Here is a 20,632-nt window from a genome sequence, read left to right as displayed (position 1 = left end):
ATCGTACGGTTAGTGCAATGGCATAAGCCAGCTTAACTGCGAGACATACACGTCGAGCAGGTGCGAAAGCAGGTCATAGTGATCCGGTGGTTCTGAATGGAAGGGCCATCGCTCAACGGATAAAAGGTACTCCGGGGATAACAGGCTGATACCGCCCAAGAGTTCATATCGACGGCGGTGTTTGGCACCTCGATGTCGGCTCATCACATCCTGGGGCTGAAGTCGGTCCCAAGGGTATGGCTGTTCGCCATTTAAAGTGGTACGCGAGCTGGGTTCAGAACGTCGTGAGACAGTTCGGTCCCTATCTGCCGTGGGCGTTGGATGATTGAAGGGAGCTGCTCCTAGTACGAGAGGACCGGAGTGGACGAACCGCTGGTGTTCGGGTTGTCATGCCAATGGCATTGCCCGGTAGCTACGTTCGGAATCGATAACCGCTGAAAGCATCTAAGCGGGAAGCGAGCCCTAAGATGAGTCATCCCTAGGACTTTAAGTCCTCTAAAGGGCCGTAGGAGACTACTACGTTGATAGGCAAGGTGTGTAAGCGTTGTGAGGCGTTGAGCTAACTTGTACTAATGACCCGTGAGGCTTAACCATACAACCCAAAAGGGTTTCGAGTTAATGGTTAACTTTAGCGAAAGAATACAGCCACTTGATTTAGTGTGACTCAAATTTAACTCTTGTATAAAGAGAACAGCTTTCTAAATTTATAATTTTGGTTAATTACGCAGGTAATTGTTTGGCTGACAAAGCCGTAACGAGCGAAGCGCGGAGTGTACTTTAGTACATGAGCACTGTAGCGAGGAAACAATGCCGTCAGACGGACAATTAACCAGTAAGAATTTGTCTGGAAACCATAGCATTGTGGTACCACCTGATCCCATCCCGAACTCAGAAGTGAAACGCAATCGCGCCGATGGTAGTGTGGGGTCTCCCCATGTGAGAGTAGGTCATTTCCAGACGCCTAATACTAAAAAGCCCGTTGCTAATGCAACGGGCTTTTTTCGTTTTAGCTTGGAGCTAACCACTCGAACATGGGGAAATAAAAAGTCCGAACGTAGTGAGGCTCAAAACCATGTGGAGGTCGATAAATGTTCCAGACAATATCGACACTTCCGCCATCCTTGGCGGTCGTAGGGGGCAGCGTCTGTGCTTATCAAGCGCAGCTTGATGCTGGAGCTGAACCCGGAGAGCTAGCTTGAAGCTGACCATGACAAGCGCCTAATACTTCTCGTAAAGAGTCGTGGATAAGTCATCTGAATAAGGTGGCTTATCCACTTAAGCACTTAGAAGCTGTGCCTACTCCCGATGTCGCTCAGCCGCTGAGCAGGCTTCAGCTTAGTGATAAAGAAGTTGAACGCTAGGGATCCAAGACGCTACTCTTCCGTCCTCGTACGTTCCAATTGGGTATAATAAGAGTAGGGGACATGGTCAAAAGTTGTTTTAGGCTGCTGCTATATTCCCTATACCTAGGTGGATCAGCGCGCAATTGACCATGACATTCGAAATAAAGTCGAACGCCTACCGTCTTTTTAGTTTGTGTCGCTTAACCATATGACGTTTGGGCGTTAAGGCATCATTTAGTTTTTGATACACAATCTGAATCGCACTGTGATCTTAATGACTAACATGCTACGTAAATAGAGGTATAATGCCGTATGAATTGTCGTTTAGGATGTGGTGCATGCTGTATTGCGCCTTCTATAACCAGCCCAATACCAGGAATGCCTCACGGTAAGCCTGCTGGTGTGCGTTGTATCCAACTCAATGATGATAATCTTTGTCAAATTTTCGGTCAGGCTGAGCGGCCTGAGCTTTGCGCTCGGTTTGCGGCAACGGAAGATGTCTGCGGCAATACAAACGAAGAGGCTCTTTGGCTTATCACTTCATTAGAAGCAGCGACACAATCCTAGAAGGTTATTTATGCAGTTAACTCGTTATACAGATTTTGGTATCCGCACTTTGATGTACCTGGCTTTGTCTCCAGAAAGAGAGCAACTGTTTAGGATAGCTGAAATTACAGAGGTGTTTGATCTCTCACCTAATCATGTATCAAAGATTGTGCATCACTTAGGTAAAGAAGGTTATTTGCATACCATTCGAGGCAAGAGTGGTGGTTTTAGGTTAGGTAAACCAGCTGAAGACATTAATATCGGTCAGTTGGTTAGGGTGTTAGAAAACTCTTTAGCCCCAATTGATTGTAGCAAACCCTATTGTCTTTTTAGTCCCTCATGCCAATTAAAAGGCGTACTAGCCGAAGCTGTCGCGGCTTACCTTGCAGTGTTAGATCGTTACACACTCGCTGATATTGTGAGCAATCGTCAAGAGCTAAAGGCCTTGTTATCTGACGTCTCCATCCCTGTATTAGAATTATAAAGCCGCTAATATATCGGCCTTATCAGGCTCATATTCATTATCTTAAGTGTGTAGAGCTTGTGGTTGATTTCATGTCGGGTTGCTGTGCCAAACGGTAAGGAAGCAACGCCGATGTTGATACTAGGCTAATACCTTCCCGTTGTAGTCTACGCAAATTGTGCTGCAAAAAATGAATCGTTTCCGGGTAAGGGTGTGCAATTGCAACCAAGCTTCCTTGGCTATTAGCTAGTTGGATAAGCTGTTGAAATTGATTTTCTAACGCTCTTTCACTGACATCATTATCGAGAAACAGTTGCCTTCTTAGCAGTGGGATGCCGAGTTTGTTAGCATTATTAGCAGCCTTACTGTAGCGGGTTGTTACACTATCAACAAAGTAGTTATCTTGTTCTTTTAAGCTTTCCATTAGCCATAACATGGGCTGATCCATCTGGGTTAGCAAACTGCCCATATGATTATTAACCCCTTTTACGTGGGGAACACTGCTAAAAGCGGTGGCTATTGTCTGTTTAAAAGTTCGCTCATCCATATCGTTTGTTAATCCCCCCGGGCCAAGCCTTTTGCCATTGAGTGCCTGCATCGGAATATGCAGCATGATCTCGTGGCCTTTGTGGTGGGCGGCAATGGCAATTTTTTTGCCTAACGGGGTGTTAGGCAATACTGATAGGGTGATCTCTTTGGGCAGAGATAGTACGGCCTCATCGGTTTGACGATATCCAATATCGTCAATGATGATAGAAACTTGAGCTGCTTTGGCAGAGTTAGCGATAAAGGTAACTAACAATAAAAGTAATAAGCGCACTGGGGTTTTATGCTTTTTAGCTGTTGGTTTTTATCCATGTGACAGCCGAATATATGACTCTGTCCTGAGCAATATCATCATGGGGCGATAACTCAGCGATTATAGGCATACTTTTTATCTCAGTCATAGCATCTGTCGTGATATTTATATCAGGTTCAATACCAATCGTATTGATATCTCTACCTTTTGGGGTTGTGTAATGGCCAATGGTAAGTTTGATGGCATGACCATCGATAAGGGTTGGAATAAGGCTTTGAACCGTGCCTTTACCAAAACTTTTTTCACCGATCAAAATCGCTCGTTGGTTTTCTTGTAGTGCGGCAGCTAAAATCTCAGATGCAGATGCAGAACCTTTATTGATGAGTACTATTATGGGAAGTTTGGAAAATATATTTTTCGGCGAGGCGAAGTAGTCACTATTGGCATCAAAAAATCGCCCTCGAGTCGATACTATGCGGCCTTTAGCTAAAAACAGGTCGGCTATTTTTATCGCTTGATCCAGTAAGCCACCAGGGTTGTTACGCACATCTAAAATTAACCCTCTCATAGGCAGGTCCTGCCATTGGTTGAGCTGGTTAACCATATCGCGAGTAGAATCATCTTGAAAGCTGCTGAGCTTGATGTACCCAATACTCCCATCGAGTAGCGTAGCGCTAACGGAGTTTACGTCAATAATTGAAGGCTTGAGGGTGACGTTGACTAGGTTTTCTGAATTTTGTCGACGTAATGACAAGTGGATAGCCAGATTATGTTTGCTATGGTGTTTTATCTGCCGTAGCACCTTATCTAGTTGTCTGGGATCGATTGCTTGATCATTTACTTTAATTATTTTGTCGCCAGGTAATATGCCAGCCGCCGCAGCTGGAGAATGGGGGAAGGGGCTGACAATGGTGACTTGATCTTCCTCGGTAGCGATTTCGATACCAAAGCCAAAGTATTCCCCACTATTGGCATTTTTTATATCAGAGAAAGCTTCTGCGTCGAGAAAATTAGAATAAGAGTCCAGCGAATTAAATACCCCATCAATAGCTGCCTGTATTAAAGTTTCTTGGGGGATCTTGTCGATATAATAGCTTTCTATGGTACTAATAACGTCGATCAGCAATGGATAATTGAGCTTCGGCTGATGCTGTGCTGTGTGCTCTGTACCTGATAGGGTGATGGATAAGCCGAGAGTTAATCCTAAGATAACGCAGGCAAAGTAACGAATAAATTTAATCATAAACAACCCTCTATGAAAGGGTTGCTCTTGCTCTAGCGCTTACAGTAGAGTGCCGGATCGATAGCTTGCCCTTTGTGCCTTACCTCAAAGTATAGGCCAGGTTCGGTTTGTCCACCCGAGCGCCCAACTAGGGCTATAGTTTCGCCTTTGTCGACCGTATCACCGGCGTTTTTGAGTAAGGTCTGGGCATGACCATAGAGGCTCATATAGCCTTTGCCATGGTCAACGACCATCACCATACCAAAGCCACGTAACCAGTCGGCATAGATCACTTTACCAGGAGCAATAGCACTAACAGATTGCCCTTCTGGAGCGGCTACTATCACCCCTTTCCATTTGACTTCACCCGAACGTTGGCTACCAAAGCCTGAGCGAATGCGGCCTTGGGTAGGCCAATTGAGCTTATGTTGGCGTGATAACCCTTCCATTACAGGGCTGTCTTTCATCGCCTTTAGCGCTTGTTCTACCACCCGCTTTAAACTGGCTTCTTCAATTTGTAACTGTTCAAGTTTAGCGCCATGAGAGTTAAGCGTGCGCTGCAGTTGTGTGAGCGTTTGTTGCCGTTGAGCTTGCTCTTGAGTTAGATTTTTGGCTTGTAGCTGTTGTTCGAGCACCAGTTGATTGAGACGGATTTGTTTTTGCTTTTGCTCTGCTTCAACGCTGTCTAATTCGGTGATAGTTTGCTGCAACTTATTGATCGAGTCGATGCGAGCCTTATTCAGGTATTGGTAGTAAGCCAGTAGGCGCTCTATGGTTGCTGGGCTCTGCTGATTAAGTAGCATTTTGGTGTAATCATGATTGCCAGCAAGGTAGGCACTGGCCAACTGATTTGATAGGGTTTGCTGTTGAATTTTTTTCAGTTTATCGAGTGTGACTCGGCGAGATTCTAGCGCTGCGAGTTGTTTATCGGTTGTCGCCAAGGAGGCCTTAGTGTTATTGACCTTTTTAGCCGCATTTGCGATAGCCTGCTCATCTTTTTTTAGCAGCTTGATCAGTTTTTCATGTTGCGAGCTAGTATCTTTGAGCGCCGACTGTTGGCTGCTGATCTGCTGTTGTATCGCCTCTAACTGTGATTGACGCTGTGTCAGATCGGAAGCCTGCACAGTAAAAGACAAGATGACAAAGCCAGCAATTATGCTGGCTTTATGAAAACCGTATCGCTTAAGCAATGAATCGTTACTCGCTTAGTTGGTTGTTAGGGTGATGAGAGAGCGTCCTGTCATCTCGGGTGGAACCGTCTGATTCATCAAGGTTAACATGGTTGGTGCTATATCGCTTAATCTTCCGTTGCCGGCGATTGTTGCTGGACGGCCCACATAGATAAATGGCACTAACTCGCTGGTATGCGCGGTATGTGCTTGACCGGTTTGCTCGTCGGTCATCTGTTCGGCATTACCATGGTCGGCAGTAATTAAACACTCGCCATCCACTTTAGCTAAGGCTTCGACCACGCGGCCAATACAAGCATCTACCGCCTCACAGGCCTTAACGGCGGCTTCAAAGTTACCCGTATGCCCTACCATGTCACCATTTGGGTAGTTACAGATAATCACGTCATACTTCGTTGACTCAATGGCTGCGACCAATTTATCGGTTAACTCGGCAGAATTCATCTCTGGCTGTAGATCATAGGTGGCCACTTTAGGTGATTGCACCAAAATACGGTCTTCACCTTCAAATGGTTCCTCTTTGCCGCCATTGAAGAAGAAGGTGACATGAGCATATTTTTCGGTTTCAGAGATACGTAACTGGGTTTTACCGCTGTTTTGTAACACTTCACCTAAGGTATTGACCAAGTCTACCGAAGGGTAAGCGATAGGCGCCTTAATGTCGGCGGCGTATTCAGTCAGGGTGACAAAGTTGACCTTAGGCATGACCTCGCGGGTAAAGCCATCAAAATCAGCATTGATAAAGCTGCGAGTAATTTGGCGGGCACGATCGGCGCGGAAATTCATGAAGATCAATGCATCGTCGTCGTTAAGGGTTGCCACTTGCCCCTGCGCGTCGGTGATCGCCGAACTGGCGACAAACTCATCATTTTCATCACGCGCATAAGCGGCGGCCAAGGCATCGACAGCATCTGCAAACTGGTATTGTGCTTTACCTTGAGTGATTAACTCATAAGCCAGAGACACTCTGTCCCAGCGGTTGTCTCTGTCCATGGCGTAGTAGCGACCAATGATAGAGGCGATACGGCCAGTGCCTAAGGTGTTAAACAGTTCATTGAAATGGGCAAGGCTCGATTTTGCGCTGCGTGGTGGGGTGTCGCGGCCATCGAGAAAAGCATGTAAATAAACATGTTTTGCGCCGCGCTTAACCGCCATCTTACACATGGCTTCGATGTGATTCTCGTGGCTGTGCACGCCACCAGGTGATAATAGCCCCATGATATGCACCGCCCCATTGGCCGCGATAGCTTTATCTACGGCTTCGACGAGGGCTGGGTTGGTGTCAAACTCACCGTCTTCGATAGCCTTGCCGATACGGGTCAATTCTTGATAAACCACACGGCCAGAGCCGATATTGATATGGCCCACTTCCGAGTTACCCATTTGGCCATCGGGTAGCCCGACATCTAGGCCTGAGCCTGAAATTAAGCTGTTTGGATATTGCTGATAAAGTCTGTCGAGCACTGGAGTGTTGGCGTGATAAACCGCATTGTTATGGGTGTCTTCACGATAACCCCAGCCATCAAGGATCAGCAGTGCCAGAGGGCGTTTGCGTGTCGTCATGGTGGTACCTTTAAGTTTAAGAAACAAAGATTACAATCCGAAATTGGTTAAATATTACTACGTACGCAGGCGATCAAAAAGCGATTTACTCCGATAAGGGTTATCGAACACTTGGTAAAGGGCGCGTTTGTCGCTGTCTGCCCGCCCATCATGGGTTAACAACTTGCTGCAATCTGCAGTGACAATCGGTTATACTCTTGGCCCTGACAGAACCTCAAGCCACAGAAGTAGGCCGTAAACTATGCAAGAATATATCGAATTTTTAAAAGCCAATCCTATGCTTAGCCTTGCTTGGATTGGTTTACTTGTTGCGCTTTTAGTGAGCGTTTTTAAGTCTAGTTTTTCTAAAGTGAAAACCGTTGATCATCAACAAGCAACCTTATTAATCAATAAGCAAAATGCCAAAGTTGTCGACGTTCGCTCTAAAGAAGAGTTCAAAAAAGGTCATATTGTTGATGCAGTTAACATCCCGTTAGCTGAAATTAAAAATAATCAGTTAAGTGCACTTGAAAACGCTAAAGCCAGTCCCATTATATTAATATGCAACGCAGGAATGACCTCATCGCAAGCGGCTCAGTTGATGATAAAAGCAGGTTTTGAGTCTGTGTATAATCTCAAAGGTGGTATGAGCGAATGGCAACAAAGTAATTTACCCGTTGTCAAAAGTAAGCGATAAACCCCATGCAAGATTTGCTTTTTTAAAGCAACTTTGATTAGAGTGTCATCTCTTAAAAAAAAATGGCCTGAGGGATCACTGAGTAATGCCTCAGGGAAAACGAAAACCGGGATGGTGGCTGAGGTCTTATTGGGACTCGAGTAACAAAAGCCCTAAAGATGATTTTTCCGTTTGGAAAATCACATCAATTGATTAGGTAGGAAATTATGGCTGAAGTAGCAAACAACGAACAACAGGGTCCACAGTTCAACATTCAACGTGTTTACACTAAAGATATCTCTTTTGAAACTCCAAACAGCCCAGCTGTTTTTCAAAAAGAGTGGAGCCCTGAAGTTAAGCTAGATCTAGATACTCGCAGCGCTAAATTGGCTGACGACGTTTATGAAGTGGTACTTTCGCTAACCGTTACCGCTAAAAACGGTGAAGAAACCGCTTTCTTATGTGAAGTGCAGCAAGCGGGTATTTTTGCTATCAGCGGCTTGACAGAGCAGCAGCTGGCTCACTCTCTAGGTGCATACTGCCCTAACGTACTATTTCCATACGCGCGTGAAACCGTTGGCAGCCTAGTGGCTCGTGGTACTTTCCCACAGCTAAACCTAGCACCAGTTAACTTTGATGCGCTATTTGCACAATATGTGCAACAGCGTCAAGCCGCTGCAGAAGCCGCTCCTGAAGCAGCAGAAGAAGCGAACGCTTAATCACGCATGAAAAATTCTGCCGATATTACGGTACTGGGGGCGGGCTCTTATGGCACCGCCCTTGCTATTTCTTTAGCCAGTAACGGTCATAAAACATTGCTTTGGGGTCATGATCCTGAGCATATCGAAAACCTTAAGCGCGATCGCGCCAATGAAGCGTTTTTGCCCGGTATTGCATTACCCGATTTACTCACTCCCGAGTCTGATTTAGCCACGGCGTTAGCCGCGTCTAACAATGTGTTAGTGGTTGTTCCAAGCCATGTATTTGGTCAAGTGTTGAAGCAGGCTAAACCTTTACTGCGCCATGATGCGCGTATTGTTTGGGCGACTAAAGGCTTAGAGCCTGAAACTGGCCGCTTGCTACAAGAAGTCGCACGTGAAGTCTTGGGTGAGCAATATCCGCTGGCGGTGTTGTCTGGGCCTACATTTGCTAAAGAGCTCGCTGCGGGCATGCCTACAGCCATTTCAGTGGCGGGCACAGATGACACCTTTACTAACGATCTGGTCGAACTGCTTCACAGCCCGAGTCGTTTGCGTGTCTATGCCAACGATGACTTTATCGGGTTGCAGTTGGGGGGGGCGGTTAAAAACGTGATCGCCATCAGCGCTGGTATGTCTGACGGTATCGGTTTTGGTGCCAACGCCCGAACCGCGCTTATTACGCGCGGGCTTGTTGAGCTCACGCGCCTAGGCGAAGCCATAGGGGCCCAAGGTTCAACCTTTATGGGGATGGCGGGCCTTGGTGACTTAGTGTTGACCTGTACCGATAACCAGTCGCGTAATCGTCGCTTTGGCTTGGCATTAGGCCAAGGTAAAGATGTCGACACGGCGCAAGCTGAGATTGGCCAAGTGGTTGAAGGCTACCGCAATACGAAAGAGGTCTACACCTTAGCGAAACGCTTAGGGGTTGAAATGCCGATCACCGAGCAAGTCTATCGCGTCTTGTATCAGGGTGGCACTCCTCACGAAGCGGCAAAAGCTTTGCTGGGTAGAGAGAAAAAATCAGAGACGGCAGAAAGCGATTAAAGCCTAGGCTGTGTGATACTAAATAATAAAAGGGTGCTAAAATAGCGCCCTTTTTTATGCAGTAAGTATTTACCCCCGAAACGCATGGATGGCCGTGAAGGGAGTGATGATGGGGCAAAAATGATTCATACATTTTTGCCATTTATGCTCCATGCAACTCGTAACTATGACTCAAAGTAAGAGGTAATCTAAGTGGAACATCATGATGTGATCATTATCGGCGCAGGCGCAGCGGGGCTTATGTGTGCGGCTACTGCAGGATATCGAGGTCGTGATGTCTTAGTTATCGATAATGCTAAGCAGGCGGGACGTAAAATTCTGATCAGCGGCGGTGGGCGCTGCAATTTCACCAATCAAAAGGTTGAGCCCGCTAACTTTATCTGCCGAAATCCGCATTTTGTAAAATCGGCATTGGCTCGCTATCGCTCGCAAGACTTTATTGAGCTAGTTGAACGTCATGGCATTGAATACCATGAGCGCGATCATGGTCAGCTATTTTGTAACGATTCGGCTAAAGAGATAGTCACCATGCTACTGACCGAGTGTGAATGGGCCGGCGCGCGCATCCAGCTGCGTACCGACATCATCTCTGTAAGCAAAAATGACAGCGGCCTATTTGTATTACACACCTCTAAAGGCGAATACAGTTGTGACTCGTTAGTCGTGGCCACCGGTGGATTGTCTATGCCTAAATTGGGCGCGACGCCATTGGGTTATCAGCTGGCCGAACAGTTTGGCCTTAAAGTACTCCCTACCTGCGCAGGGTTGGTGCCTTTTACTTGGCACAGTGAGCAAAAGCAAAAGTTTGAGCCATTATCTGGCATCGCAGTGCCATCTACCATCACCGCTCAGGATGGCACACAATTTAGTGAAGCGTTGCTGTTTACCCATCGGGGGCTTTCAGGGCCTGCAGTGCTGCAAATATCGAATTACTGGAGGCCGGGCGAAACCATTTCTATCAATCTGTTACCGCACATGGATGCGGCGCAGGGTTTGTCTGAGGCCCTCGAGCTGCACCCGAAACAAAGTCTGCGCAATACCTTAAGCCAGTGGTTACCTAAACGTCTGATCGAGGTGTTGTTCGATGAGGCGTTACTCAATATGGCACTAAATCAATTGGTGCATGCTCAGCGTGATAAAGTGGTTGCCGACTTGCATCGCTGGGAATTGTTGATGAACGGGACCGAAGGTTACCGCACGGCAGAAGTGACCCTTGGCGGTGTCGATACCGACGAGTTATCGTCTAAAGATATGCAAAGTAAAAAGGTCGCAGGGTTATTTTTTGTCGGTGAAGTCATGGACGTCAGCGGCTGGCTCGGTGGGTTTAATTTCCAGTGGGCATGGTCATCTGGGGTGGCCGCCGGTCTTGCGGTGTAATGGTGTGTAGATACAATAAAGTTTACCCGTAAGCTCTAAAGTTTGCCCGTAAGAGGATTTTGAGATAATAAAGTTTGCCCGTAGTGACTTATCTTACTATTATAAATGTAGGTAGCTGTCATTGGGTTGAGTATGGGACGTGGGCGTAAACTGGAGTCGTTGAAAGACTTTGAGCGAGCATTAAAAAACAAATATGGAATTGGTCAAGGTTCTGGGTACAAGCCTTGGCTCAGAATTCAGGACGTAAAATCTGAAGGAAAACGTTCGCTAATTTATGGTAGGAAGTCTCAAAGAGACCACCATATGATGTCTTCGATAGAAAGTGAGCACTTTCATCTCGCTGAGTTTTCGCGCAGTGTGGTTGATATCAGAGAGCAATTTCCTATTTTCCCTCTAAATTTTACGCAGAAAGTTGCTAAAATCCTTGGTGTTGAACACCCAACCCATCCTCATACGAAAGAGCCAATCATCATGACAACTGATCAGTTGCTCACGATAGACACCCCCAAAGGCGTTATATACCACGCTGTTTCAGTCAAACCTGAAGATAAATCTAGCGATCTCCGAGTGCTCGAGAAAATAGATATCGAGCGAGTATGTTGGGAGTTGCTTGGCGTTAAGTTTAGATATTTTACCGGTAATGAATTAACTAGGGTCCAAAGTAGCAACCTTGAATGGGCCTCTTCCCCTTTTCGTGAGAATCCGATCAGTTTTTCTTTTGAGCAATTAGATTGTGCTCTCTCAATAATAAATGTTGGGCAATTTTTCATTGAAGACCTTTGTAATCAGTTAATTTCAATGAATATTACCTCCCATGATGATGCTTTGTTGCTAGTTCGTTTCCTCATAGCCGACCACTTAATCGAGGTAGATCTATCAAAAAATATTTCTGAATCAGGGCTTATTGATGTGATGTATGTTGCTGATCATCAAGGAGGTACGCGATATGGAGCTTCCTAGAAACAGCGTTTGGATCGTACATGATTCGGAGTTGCTTAAAGACGGCCTTTATCGTTTGTTGGATATCTTTCAGGATGTTGAATCTGTTATTTTATTCTCGCTAGACGATACTTCCGCAACAGTAAGGCCTATAGCGGTTTCACTAGAAAGTTTTATTGAGCTTTTTTCTAGCCGTAAAGCCCAAAAAGCACATTATGAATTGCCGAGTTATCTTCTTGTTGATGAGGAAAATATTTCAGATGATCACATTGGTCGTCGAGATAAAAACTATGGTTTCATCAAAGGTATTGTATTCGACAGATCCTTTGTCTTTGATTATTCAACCAAAAAACGCTCCCCTCAGCTTGCTGAATATGCAAAAGAAATTGGTGTCGACCGTAAATCTTTAGCTAGATTGCTTACCCTATATTGGCGAAATGGTCAGGACAAAATGGCCCTGTTACCTGCCTTTTCTAAAAGTGGAGGTGCTGGGAGAGACCGAACCCCAACAACAAAACCTTTGGGGGCGCCCAAACAACCAAGAACCACCGCTTTTGATAGAGCGGCTAAGTTTATTGTTAGTGATGATGATAAGAAAAAATTCAAAAAAGCGTTACGGAAGTATTACCTCAAAGAGTCAGGGTTGACGCTAGCAAAAACTTATAAAAATTTGCTCAAAGATAGTTATTCAAAAGAGATAAGCTTGGCTGAGGCATGTGGCAGGTATCCGTTGATACCAACTAAAAAGCAGTTTAGTTACTGGTCCACAAAGCTATTCAGTAAAGAACAGATAATCAAGCAACGAACATCGGAAAACGAATATCTCAGAAATAAAAGGAGTGTACTCGGTAGTATTACCGATCAAAGCTACTTACCTGGAGTTCATTTTGAAATTGATGCAACTGTTGCTGACGTACATATTGTATCTGAACTTGGATCTCAGTATGTTTTAGGGCGGCCGACGATTTACATAGTGGCTGACAGAGCGAGTCGAATGATAGTTGGTATGCATGTGTCTCTATACCATGCTTCATGGCGTGCAGCCCGTCAGGCATTAACTAATAGTTTCCTTTCTAAATCTGATTACTGTAAGAGCTTTGGTTTGGAGATAGCTGATTCAGAGTGGCCTTGTGCTCATATACCTAAAGAATTGGTTTGCGACAATGGAGAAATGATTGGCATACAGCCACAGAAAGTTCTGACACCAATGACACAACTATCTTTTACGCCACCGTATCGACCTGATTGTAAAGGTGTTGTAGAAAAACGATTTGATACTCTTAACAATGAGGTAGTTCACGAATTACTAGGTACAACGAGAGGCGGGAACGTTGTTCGAGGGAGTCGAGATCCAAGAAAAGACGCAATCTACACACTAAAAGAAGTTACAGCAGAAATAATAAAAGCAGTACTAGAGCACAATCGCTCAATTCTTGATGGTTTAGCCTATTCTAGCCCTTTACTTATAGAGAATAACCTATCTCCGACCCCTTTGAACTACTGGAAAATACATCTAGCAAAACATAAGCATCAACTTCAATCTGCTAATAGTGATGAAGTTATAGCTAGATTGCTGCCTTCAGCTGAAGTCAGTATGACTCGAAGCGGAATATATTTTAATGGTATGTACTATTCTTGTTCAGAAGTTGAAGAACGTAATCTAGCATCTGTCGCTAGGTCGTCAGGACGCTGGAGACTTGAAGCTCGAATTGATGAAAATACAACAAATTATATTTATGTTCGTTTAGATAAAAACAGAGAATTCATTAAGTGTAACTTGTTACCTCGAAGTCGTATGTTGGGTGATAAGTCTATGTATGAATCGGACTTCATTCGAGATTGGCTCGATACTAAGAAAGAGTTAACCCCTATATCAACGACCTCAATTGACGATCATAAGCATCGCCAGGAGACAGCTCGACAAGCGAAACGTAGAAGTAAAAATGCTGAAAATGTCTCTTTTAAAGATAAAACGAGCAACACCCGTCAGCGTCGAAAGGAAGAACTAGAAGCAACAACAAATATGATTGCAGAGCCTTCAGTTACTAAGGATGATCCTGACATTTTGTCTTCAGTCAGTAAAGTTATTCCATTGCCAAGAGGTAGAAAAAGAAGAACTAATAGAGGTGAGTCATGAGAATTGAATCTGCAGAATATCAAGGTGCAATATTGCCTGAGCACCAAGGTAATCCACTTATTGAAGCTCTTCCTGCTAAAAAGCCCTGGGAAGAGGTTATGGAAAAGTTTAGCAATTACCCTGATTATGCTGAAGATATAGCTCATCATGATGATCCTTTGTTTCGCGAAGAATACTTGAATCGTATAGATGAGATAAGACAGCCACTTACGGACTATGAAGCGTGCTTTCGCGCAGTAGAAAGAACCATAAAAAAAGGATATTCGACAAAGAATCCATTAACTCCTACGATGGCTCAGTTTTTACATTACCCTGTTGATGAACGGCCCAATATTGAGCCGAGAACAGGGTACTTTCAACCGAAGGGAGATGGACTAACCTTAATCGGTGACAGTGGTGTCGGTAAGACTTCTATGGTTGAGCAGGTTTTGGGTTATTTCGCAAATGTTATTGAACATGATTATTATCAAGGGCAGAAGCTGGAATTCCGGAAGCAAGTGGTTTGGATCAAAGTCGATTGCCCGAGTAATTCCAGTGTTAGGGACTTGTGTGAAGAGATACTAGCTACATTAGACCTGGCTCATGATAGAGAGAAAACGAAGCCAGCAGGAACAATAGGGGCTCTAGTTAGACAGTTGGAGCAGTGTATTAAATCAAGCTTTCTTGGCATGCTCGTTATTGATGAAATGCAGAATCTTCAATTCAAAAGAACAGGCGGTGAAAATAATTTATTGAGATTTTTACACAGATTAGTTAATAAGTTAGGTGTCCCCCTCTTCTTTGTGGCCAATCCTCCTTTCGACCAGTCCTTAATCAAAGAGCTTAAAGCAGCTAGGCGTGCTGAAAGTGGTTATCACCATACGATGTCTGTATTAGCAAGAGATAGTGCTTCATGGAATGCATTTGTTGAACAGCTCTGGAATTATCAGTGGACCAGTGTCTATACCGAACTTGATGATGAACTAAATGACGCTTTACACCGGCTTTCTGTTGGCAATATCGATATGGCATGTCGCACCTACAGGGAAGCACAGCGCTTAGTTATTGGATCAAAGGATGAGCGAATTACTGTTGCCACATTAAGTGCTGGTAATGCTGTTGCTTGTGGATTATCGAGACAAACAGAGGACGTTAGCCAGCTAAGAGCATCAATCGCCTTACCGAAAGGTAAACAGCGTAGAGCCGGAACTGCTACCGTATCTGTTGATAAAACCGGTGATATAACTAAGCCTCAACATCCAGAGTTTGCCTCTCAGGTTATAGAGTTGTTAGGTGCAGTAGATTTATCCAGCAGAATCAATGACCCTGACCTATTTCAACAAGCTTCAGAAACAGGTGACCCGATTCAATACTTGAGAAGGAGAAATGTTTTGTTGGATGACCCTTTATCAGAGCTGTCCTATAGTTAAAGGAATTAATTAACAAAAGGGTTCATTATGGAGTTGCCGAGGACTTTGCCTGATGAAACCCTTTTTAGTCGTATTGTTCGTTATTTGTCCTTGAGTGGTGAACTAAAAGAACAATGTTTAACTGCCTTAGTTGGCAACAGGCGAGCTGTAATTCATCCTTATCTTACGGCTGATTTAACCGCGATTAGTCGATTTACCAGTGAGTCAGCTTTAGATCTGCTCTGCAACCAAACTTTAAGACCTCTGTTTTCACATTACCTGCCTCGATATAAACAAATAATTTGTGATTGCTCTATTTCAACCAATGAATTAATCCGAGCTTGTCAGCTGTCTACATTCAGAGAGTGTGAGTCACTAGCAGTAAAATATTGTCCGTTGTGTGCTGTAGATGATATACAAAAAGCAGGAATAGCTTACTGGCATTGTGCACATCAAATCCCTGGTGTGGAAGTTTGTTCTACGCATAAAGTGTGGTTAGTGCATCATGCTCTTAATGACCGAGAGCACGTTAGCGCTAGTTTTTTGCCTATCCCAAAGCAATATGAGGAACCGTGTGAAAATATAACAGTAAAGTTTGCTCAATTTGCAGAAAGCAAACGTAGGTTTATTCAAAAGAATCCTATGAATCCTTTTGACTTTGAACGATATAAATCTCTTTTAATTGACAAAGGGTTCGCAACGAAGACCGGTAGAATTAAGCGTATTGAGTTGATGAAAGAGTTATATGAGTTATCAGATAAAATTCTTTTGCCCAGTAATCCATTACGTATAACCTCAAGTCAAGATTTTAGATATGTGTACTCGTTGCTTGAAGGTTCAAAACAAGTTCATCCATTTAAACATTTGTTACTTGATTTTTTTCTGACTCATATCCAACAATCTAAAAGTCATCTGCGGCGTAAAGATATTGGCAAGTTGAGAAATAATGATGCCTCTAAGCTAGAAGCTAATTGTTGTGATTTGCTCCTACGTGGATTATCTATGGCCCAAGTTGGTCGAGAATTGGGTAAAAGCCGCTGTTACGTAAAAGCCGTTGCGTTGAAAAACGATATACCAGTGAACCTAAAACCGAAAACAATTACAGAGGATTTAAAAAAAAGCGTAGTTGCAATGGCGTACAAAGGATTCCATCGTTCTGTTATTGCTAAAAAATATTGTATTTCCTCTGGTAGTGTTGAACTTATTATATCAACAACGGAAGGTTTAGTTGATTGGCGTAAAAAATGTAAGGTTGATTCTTTTAGACGGCGTTATAAACGACAAATATTGAGGTTCTGTCATGATAATCCAAATGCTTGGCGTCAAGATGTAAAAAAAGAATGTGAGGCAGCTTTCTTTTGGTTGTATTTTCATCACCCAGAATGGCTTGAACGACACTTACCTTTACCTCATGAAACACAATATGTAAATCGAGTGAATTGGGATGAAAAGGATAGAGAATTATCTAAATACATTAAATCAATTTTAGAATCAGCAGAGCATCCCATTTGCCGAACAGAATTAGATCGAATGCTTGGAGGCCATGGTTGGTTGATAGCGAAAAAAGAAAAATTACCTTTAACACTTGCCGCATATTATCAATATAATCAAAAAAAACATTAGATTCAGTATCCTAACAATGTAGATACGATACCTTTTACATATATATTATCGTGTTAATATTAGACATCTAGTTAGCTGAAGGATGAATTGAACAATGGATGTAAAAGGTACGAGCAACTTTTCTTTCCTGGCAGAACATGATCCACTTTTTCTTGAACTTGCTATTGGCGCTGAGCGAGCTTTCTCTAGTGACCCCAACACAACGTTGATTAAGCTTCGTCAACTTGGAGAAGCGATTGCTCAGCATATTGCTGTTTTGGTTGGAGTTGAGTTCGATGATAAAACTACCCAAGCCGACCTCATCTATCGTCTCAACCGTGAACTGAAATTTGAACCCGTCGTTAAAGAGCTATTCCATACTCTTCGTATTGAGGGCAACAAAGCAACCCATCAGTTCAAGACACAGCATAAAGAAGCCTTAGATGGACTGAAATTAGCTCGAGCGCTGTCCATATGGTTTCACCAATCTTTTGGTAAACAAGGCACTCAATTCAAACCAGGGCCGTTTGTTCCACCTCAGGACCCAAGTAATCAATTACGCCAATTACAATCAGAAATAGAGAAGCTTAAGTCCGATCTTACACAAGCTAATGTTGAACTCGATTCCAGTAAACAATTGCATGATCTTATCGCCCAAGAAAAAGCGGAGTATGAAGCTTTAGCGCTTGCGATGGATGAAGAATCTAAGCAGCTTGCTGACTTAGCCGCTGAGCATGAAAACGCGCTAATTAAACAAAAGAAAGAATACGAAGCGAAGCTTCAGGCTTTGCAGCAGCAACTTGAGCAGCAAGATGAAAAAGACACCGCAACTCAGAAGCAACAAGTCAGTACCAAAACACGTAAAGCCAGTCAGCAGATAGTGTTGAGTGAAGAACTAACTCGAATCCTTATTGATCAACAGTTGATAGAAGCTGAATGGATTGCGGACAGTCAGGAGCTAACTTACAAAAATGGCACTCGACCTGAAAAAGGTATAAATAAAGCAATTGCAGAATGGCCCACTAAACATAATGGCGAGAATGGTCGGGCTGATTATGTTTTATTCCTTGGGTTGACACCGATTGCTGTGGTTGAAGCTAAGAAAGAAAACACCAATGTAGCAGGAAAAATTACTCAGGCAGAACGATATAGCCGAGGATTTCAGGTTGATTCTTCAATGGTTGGTGCTTGGGAACTCGAAGGGCTTACTATTGCATGGCCTGATGAGGATGAAGGTCACTACAAGGTGCCATTTGTCTATTCCTGCAATGGGCGTCCGTATATCCCTCAGTTAGCAGAACAATCTGGCAAGTGGTTTAGGGATGTTCGCAAACCAAGCAATACCAAAAGAGCCTTACAAGAGTTCCATACACCAGATGGTCTTATTGATTTACTTAAGCGAAATAAAGAAATTGCCGAACGTAAACTACAGCAAGAGGGATTTAGCTATCTCAAACTGCGGGATTATCAGGAAAAAGCCATTCATGCAGTAGAAAGCACTCTAGCAAAAGATATTCGAACAGCATTGCTTGCAATGGCGACTGGTACCGGTAAGACACGCACTATTGTCGGCTTAATGTACCGATTTTTAAAATCTGAACGCTTTAAACGAATCTTGTTTTTGGTTGACCGCACTGCGTTAGGTGATCAGGCGACTGACACCTTTAAAGAGATGCCGTTGGAGCAAAACCAGACGCTATCAAAAATCTATAACATTGCCGAGTTGGGCGATACGGCTGCTGAAGCAGAAACCCGAGTTCAAGTAGCAACAGTTCAGGCAATGGTTAAGCGCATTTTTATGTCGGATACCCCGCCAGCCATTGATGAGTTTGACTGTATTATTGTGGATGAAGCTCACCGTGGTTATACCTTGGATCAAGAAATGACAGAAGGTGAACTAGCAACTCGTGATGCTGGTCAGTATCTTTCTAGCTATCGTCGTGTACTCGATTATTTCGATGCGGTTAAAGTTGGTTTAACGGCGACTCCTGCCAAACATACCAGTGAAATCTTTGGTAAGCCGGTTTATACCTATTCATACAGAGAGGCTGTTGCAGCCGATTGGCTTATTGATCATGAACCTCCTGTGCGATATGAAACCTTATTGAGTCAAAAAGGCATTCATTTCGACAAGGGTGATAAAGTCTCCGCAATCAATACTCAAACAGGTGAAGTGGAATCAGCTGAACTAGAAGATGAACTGCAGTTTGAGGTGGATGCCTTTAACCGCAGAGTTATTAATGAGAATTTTAACCGGGTTATCTGTGAGCAGCTTGTCCAAGAACTTGACCCATTTGGTGAAGAGAAAACGCTCATTTTTTGTGCCACAGATCTGCATGCCGATATGGTTAAGCGTCTTTTAGATGAGGCATTTAAAGACTTGTATGAAGATGAATATAACCAGGCAGCTGTAGAGAAAATTACGGGGAAAAGTGACAAAGTAGATCAGTTGATTCGCAAATATAAAAACGAAACTTACCCGAACATTGCAATCACAGTGGATTTGCTAACAACAGGTATCGATGTACCTAGAATCTGTAACCTTGTGTTCTTACGTCGGGTGAAATCCCGCATTCTTTACGAGCAAATGATTGGCCGTGCAACACGCCGATGTGATGACATCGGTAAGACGGTTTTCCGCATTTATGACCCCGTTGATATCTATGCTGCTTTGAGTGAGGTCAATACCATGAAGCCTTTGGTAAAAGACCCCAACATCACTATTGAGCAGCTTGTTGATGAATTGGTTGACCCTGAGAAGTTAGAGCAGGCGCTAAGTAGCCCAGGAGACCAACAAGGTGAGTCGCAAGCGGATGCGGTGTTGAGCCAATTAACTCAGAAAGTGATGCGTGTACTGCGTAAAGCTGAGAAAAAGGCTGATGCTAAACCAGAGCTTCGAGAGAAACTGAATGAGCTACAGACACTTTGGGGAGTGGAGCCTAAGTTGTTGCATAAACATTTGCATCAGCTCGGTCCTCAGCAGGCATCTCAGTTTGTTCAGCAGCATTCAGGATTACTCAGCCAGTTGGAAGAAGTAGTGACGTTAATTGGTAGTGAAAGAAAGCCAGTGATCTCTAATCATGAAGATGAAATACGAGATCGTCGGCAGGATTATGGTGCTAATAAACGTCCCGGGGATTACTTAGAAGATTTCGAGCAGTTTATTAAACGACAGCTTAACCAATCCGCGGCATTAGCTGTCATTGTCAATAAGCCAAGAGATTTAACCCGAGAACAGCTTCAAGAAGTGAAGTTGTTGCTTGATGGTGAAGGTTATTCAGAAGCGAAACTACGAGCTGCGATTCGAGAGGAAACGAATCAAGATATTGCAGCGAGTATTCTTGGGCACATTCGTCGAGCTGCATTAGGTGAGCCATTAGTGCCATTTGAGCAGCGCGTGATGCAGGCTATGGACCGCATTTATAGCAGTCACAAATGGACACCAAATCAGAGGAAGTGGCTTGAGCGTCTGGCTAAGCAACTGGTACATGAAGTGATTGTTGATCGTGAGTATGTCAATGAACGGTTTGCTGAAAAAGGCGGCGCTAAACAGCTCGATAAGGTTTTAGTCAACAAGCTGGATGACGTATTATCTGAGCTAAATGATGCTATGTGGCCAGCACAAGCAGCAAACTAACAACGAATTGTCATGGTATCTTGCCA

At 43.9% G+C, this 20,632-nt stretch carries 15 protein-coding genes and 2 rRNA genes; 13 read left to right on the top strand and 4 right to left on the bottom strand.

The window, feature by feature from the left end:
- The 4 genes from DN599_RS06655 to DN599_RS06640 all read left to right on the top strand — a co-directional run.
- A 23S ribosomal RNA gene (locus tag DN599_RS06655) occupies positions 1-594 on the top strand; the annotation flags it as partial.
- A gap of 249 nt (positions 595-843) precedes the next feature.
- A 5S ribosomal RNA gene (rrf, locus tag DN599_RS06650) occupies positions 844-959 on the top strand.
- 696 nt (positions 960-1,655) lie between these two features.
- A complete protein-coding gene (locus DN599_RS06645; RefSeq protein WP_110456886.1) occupies positions 1,656-1,910 on the top strand; it encodes a YkgJ family cysteine cluster protein in 255 nt (84 codons plus the stop codon).
- 10 nt (positions 1,911-1,920) lie between these two features.
- Positions 1,921-2,373: an Rrf2 family transcriptional regulator gene (locus DN599_RS06640; RefSeq protein WP_110456885.1), complete on the top strand. Its 453-nt coding sequence runs from the start codon at positions 1,921-1,923 to the stop codon at positions 2,371-2,373.
- Positions 2,374-2,410: 37 nt separating this feature from the next.
- Here the strand turns inward: DN599_RS06640 and DN599_RS06635 are convergent, their stop codons facing one another.
- From DN599_RS06635 to gpmM, 4 genes are read right to left on the bottom strand one after another with little or no spacing between them, the layout of a single operon-like run.
- The gene (locus DN599_RS06635) at positions 2,411-3,172 is read right to left on the bottom strand and encodes a divergent polysaccharide deacetylase family protein (RefSeq protein ID WP_110456884.1); all 762 of its coding nucleotides are present in this window, start codon (positions 3,170-3,172) and stop codon (positions 2,411-2,413) included.
- A 16-nt stretch (positions 3,173-3,188) separates the two neighbouring features.
- Positions 3,189-4,394, bottom strand: a complete 1,206-nt coding sequence (locus DN599_RS06630; RefSeq protein WP_110456883.1) for a S41 family peptidase — start codon at positions 4,392-4,394, stop codon at positions 3,189-3,191.
- Positions 4,395-4,426: 32 nt separating this feature from the next.
- Complete coding sequence (locus DN599_RS06625; protein ID WP_162599166.1) at positions 4,427-5,563, bottom strand: murein hydrolase activator EnvC family protein; 1,137 nt, start codon at positions 5,561-5,563, stop codon at positions 4,427-4,429.
- A 15-nt stretch (positions 5,564-5,578) separates the two neighbouring features.
- On the bottom strand, positions 5,579-7,126 hold the full coding sequence (gene gpmM / locus DN599_RS06620; RefSeq protein WP_110456882.1) for a 2,3-bisphosphoglycerate-independent phosphoglycerate mutase: 1,548 nt from the start codon (positions 7,124-7,126) through the stop codon (positions 5,579-5,581).
- A 241-nt stretch (positions 7,127-7,367) separates the two neighbouring features.
- On the opposite strand from gpmM, the gene DN599_RS06615 reads away from it, so the two are divergent.
- The 9 genes from DN599_RS06615 (at position 7,368) to hsdR (ending at position 20,606) form a co-directional block, all read left to right on the top strand.
- Complete coding sequence (locus DN599_RS06615; protein WP_110456881.1) at positions 7,368-7,802, top strand: rhodanese-like domain-containing protein; 435 nt, start codon at positions 7,368-7,370, stop codon at positions 7,800-7,802.
- A 206-nt stretch (positions 7,803-8,008) separates the two neighbouring features.
- Positions 8,009-8,500 (top strand): protein-export chaperone SecB, encoded by a 492-nt coding sequence (gene secB, locus DN599_RS06610; RefSeq protein WP_110456880.1) that lies wholly within the window; start codon positions 8,009-8,011, stop codon positions 8,498-8,500.
- A 6-nt stretch (positions 8,501-8,506) separates the two neighbouring features.
- Entirely contained in the window at positions 8,507-9,526 is a 1,020-nt protein-coding gene (gene gpsA, locus DN599_RS06605) for an NAD(P)H-dependent glycerol-3-phosphate dehydrogenase (protein WP_110456879.1), read from the top strand.
- A gap of 192 nt (positions 9,527-9,718) precedes the next feature.
- Positions 9,719-10,903, top strand: coding sequence for a BaiN/RdsA family NAD(P)/FAD-dependent oxidoreductase (locus DN599_RS06600; RefSeq protein ID WP_110456878.1), 1,185 nt, complete (start codon positions 9,719-9,721; stop codon positions 10,901-10,903).
- A 132-nt stretch (positions 10,904-11,035) separates the two neighbouring features.
- Positions 11,036-11,863, top strand: a complete 828-nt coding sequence (locus DN599_RS06595) for a TnsA endonuclease N-terminal domain-containing protein (RefSeq protein ID WP_110456877.1) — start codon at positions 11,036-11,038, stop codon at positions 11,861-11,863.
- Positions 11,850-13,979, top strand: coding sequence for a Mu transposase C-terminal domain-containing protein (locus DN599_RS06590; protein WP_110456876.1), 2,130 nt, complete (start codon positions 11,850-11,852; stop codon positions 13,977-13,979). The genes DN599_RS06595 and DN599_RS06590 overlap by 14 nt, the downstream gene beginning before the upstream one ends.
- Positions 13,976-15,388, top strand: a complete 1,413-nt coding sequence (locus DN599_RS06585) for an ATP-binding protein (RefSeq protein ID WP_110456875.1) — start codon at positions 13,976-13,978, stop codon at positions 15,386-15,388. The genes DN599_RS06590 and DN599_RS06585 overlap by 4 nt, the downstream gene beginning before the upstream one ends.
- Positions 15,389-15,433: 45 nt before the next feature.
- Positions 15,434-16,990: a TnsD family Tn7-like transposition protein gene (locus DN599_RS06580; protein WP_204165106.1), complete on the top strand. Its 1,557-nt coding sequence runs from the start codon at positions 15,434-15,436 to the stop codon at positions 16,988-16,990.
- 94 nt (positions 16,991-17,084) lie between these two features.
- Positions 17,085-20,606, top strand: coding sequence for a type I restriction-modification system endonuclease (gene hsdR, locus DN599_RS06575; RefSeq protein ID WP_110456873.1), 3,522 nt, complete (start codon positions 17,085-17,087; stop codon positions 20,604-20,606).
- Positions 20,607-20,632: the final 26 nt, after the last annotated feature.

The sequence above is a fragment of the Shewanella algidipiscicola genome (assembly GCF_900380485.1).
Lineage (GTDB): Bacteria > Pseudomonadota > Gammaproteobacteria > Enterobacterales > Shewanellaceae > Shewanella > Shewanella algidipiscicola.
This window is presented reverse-complemented; position numbering and strand designations above follow the sequence as displayed.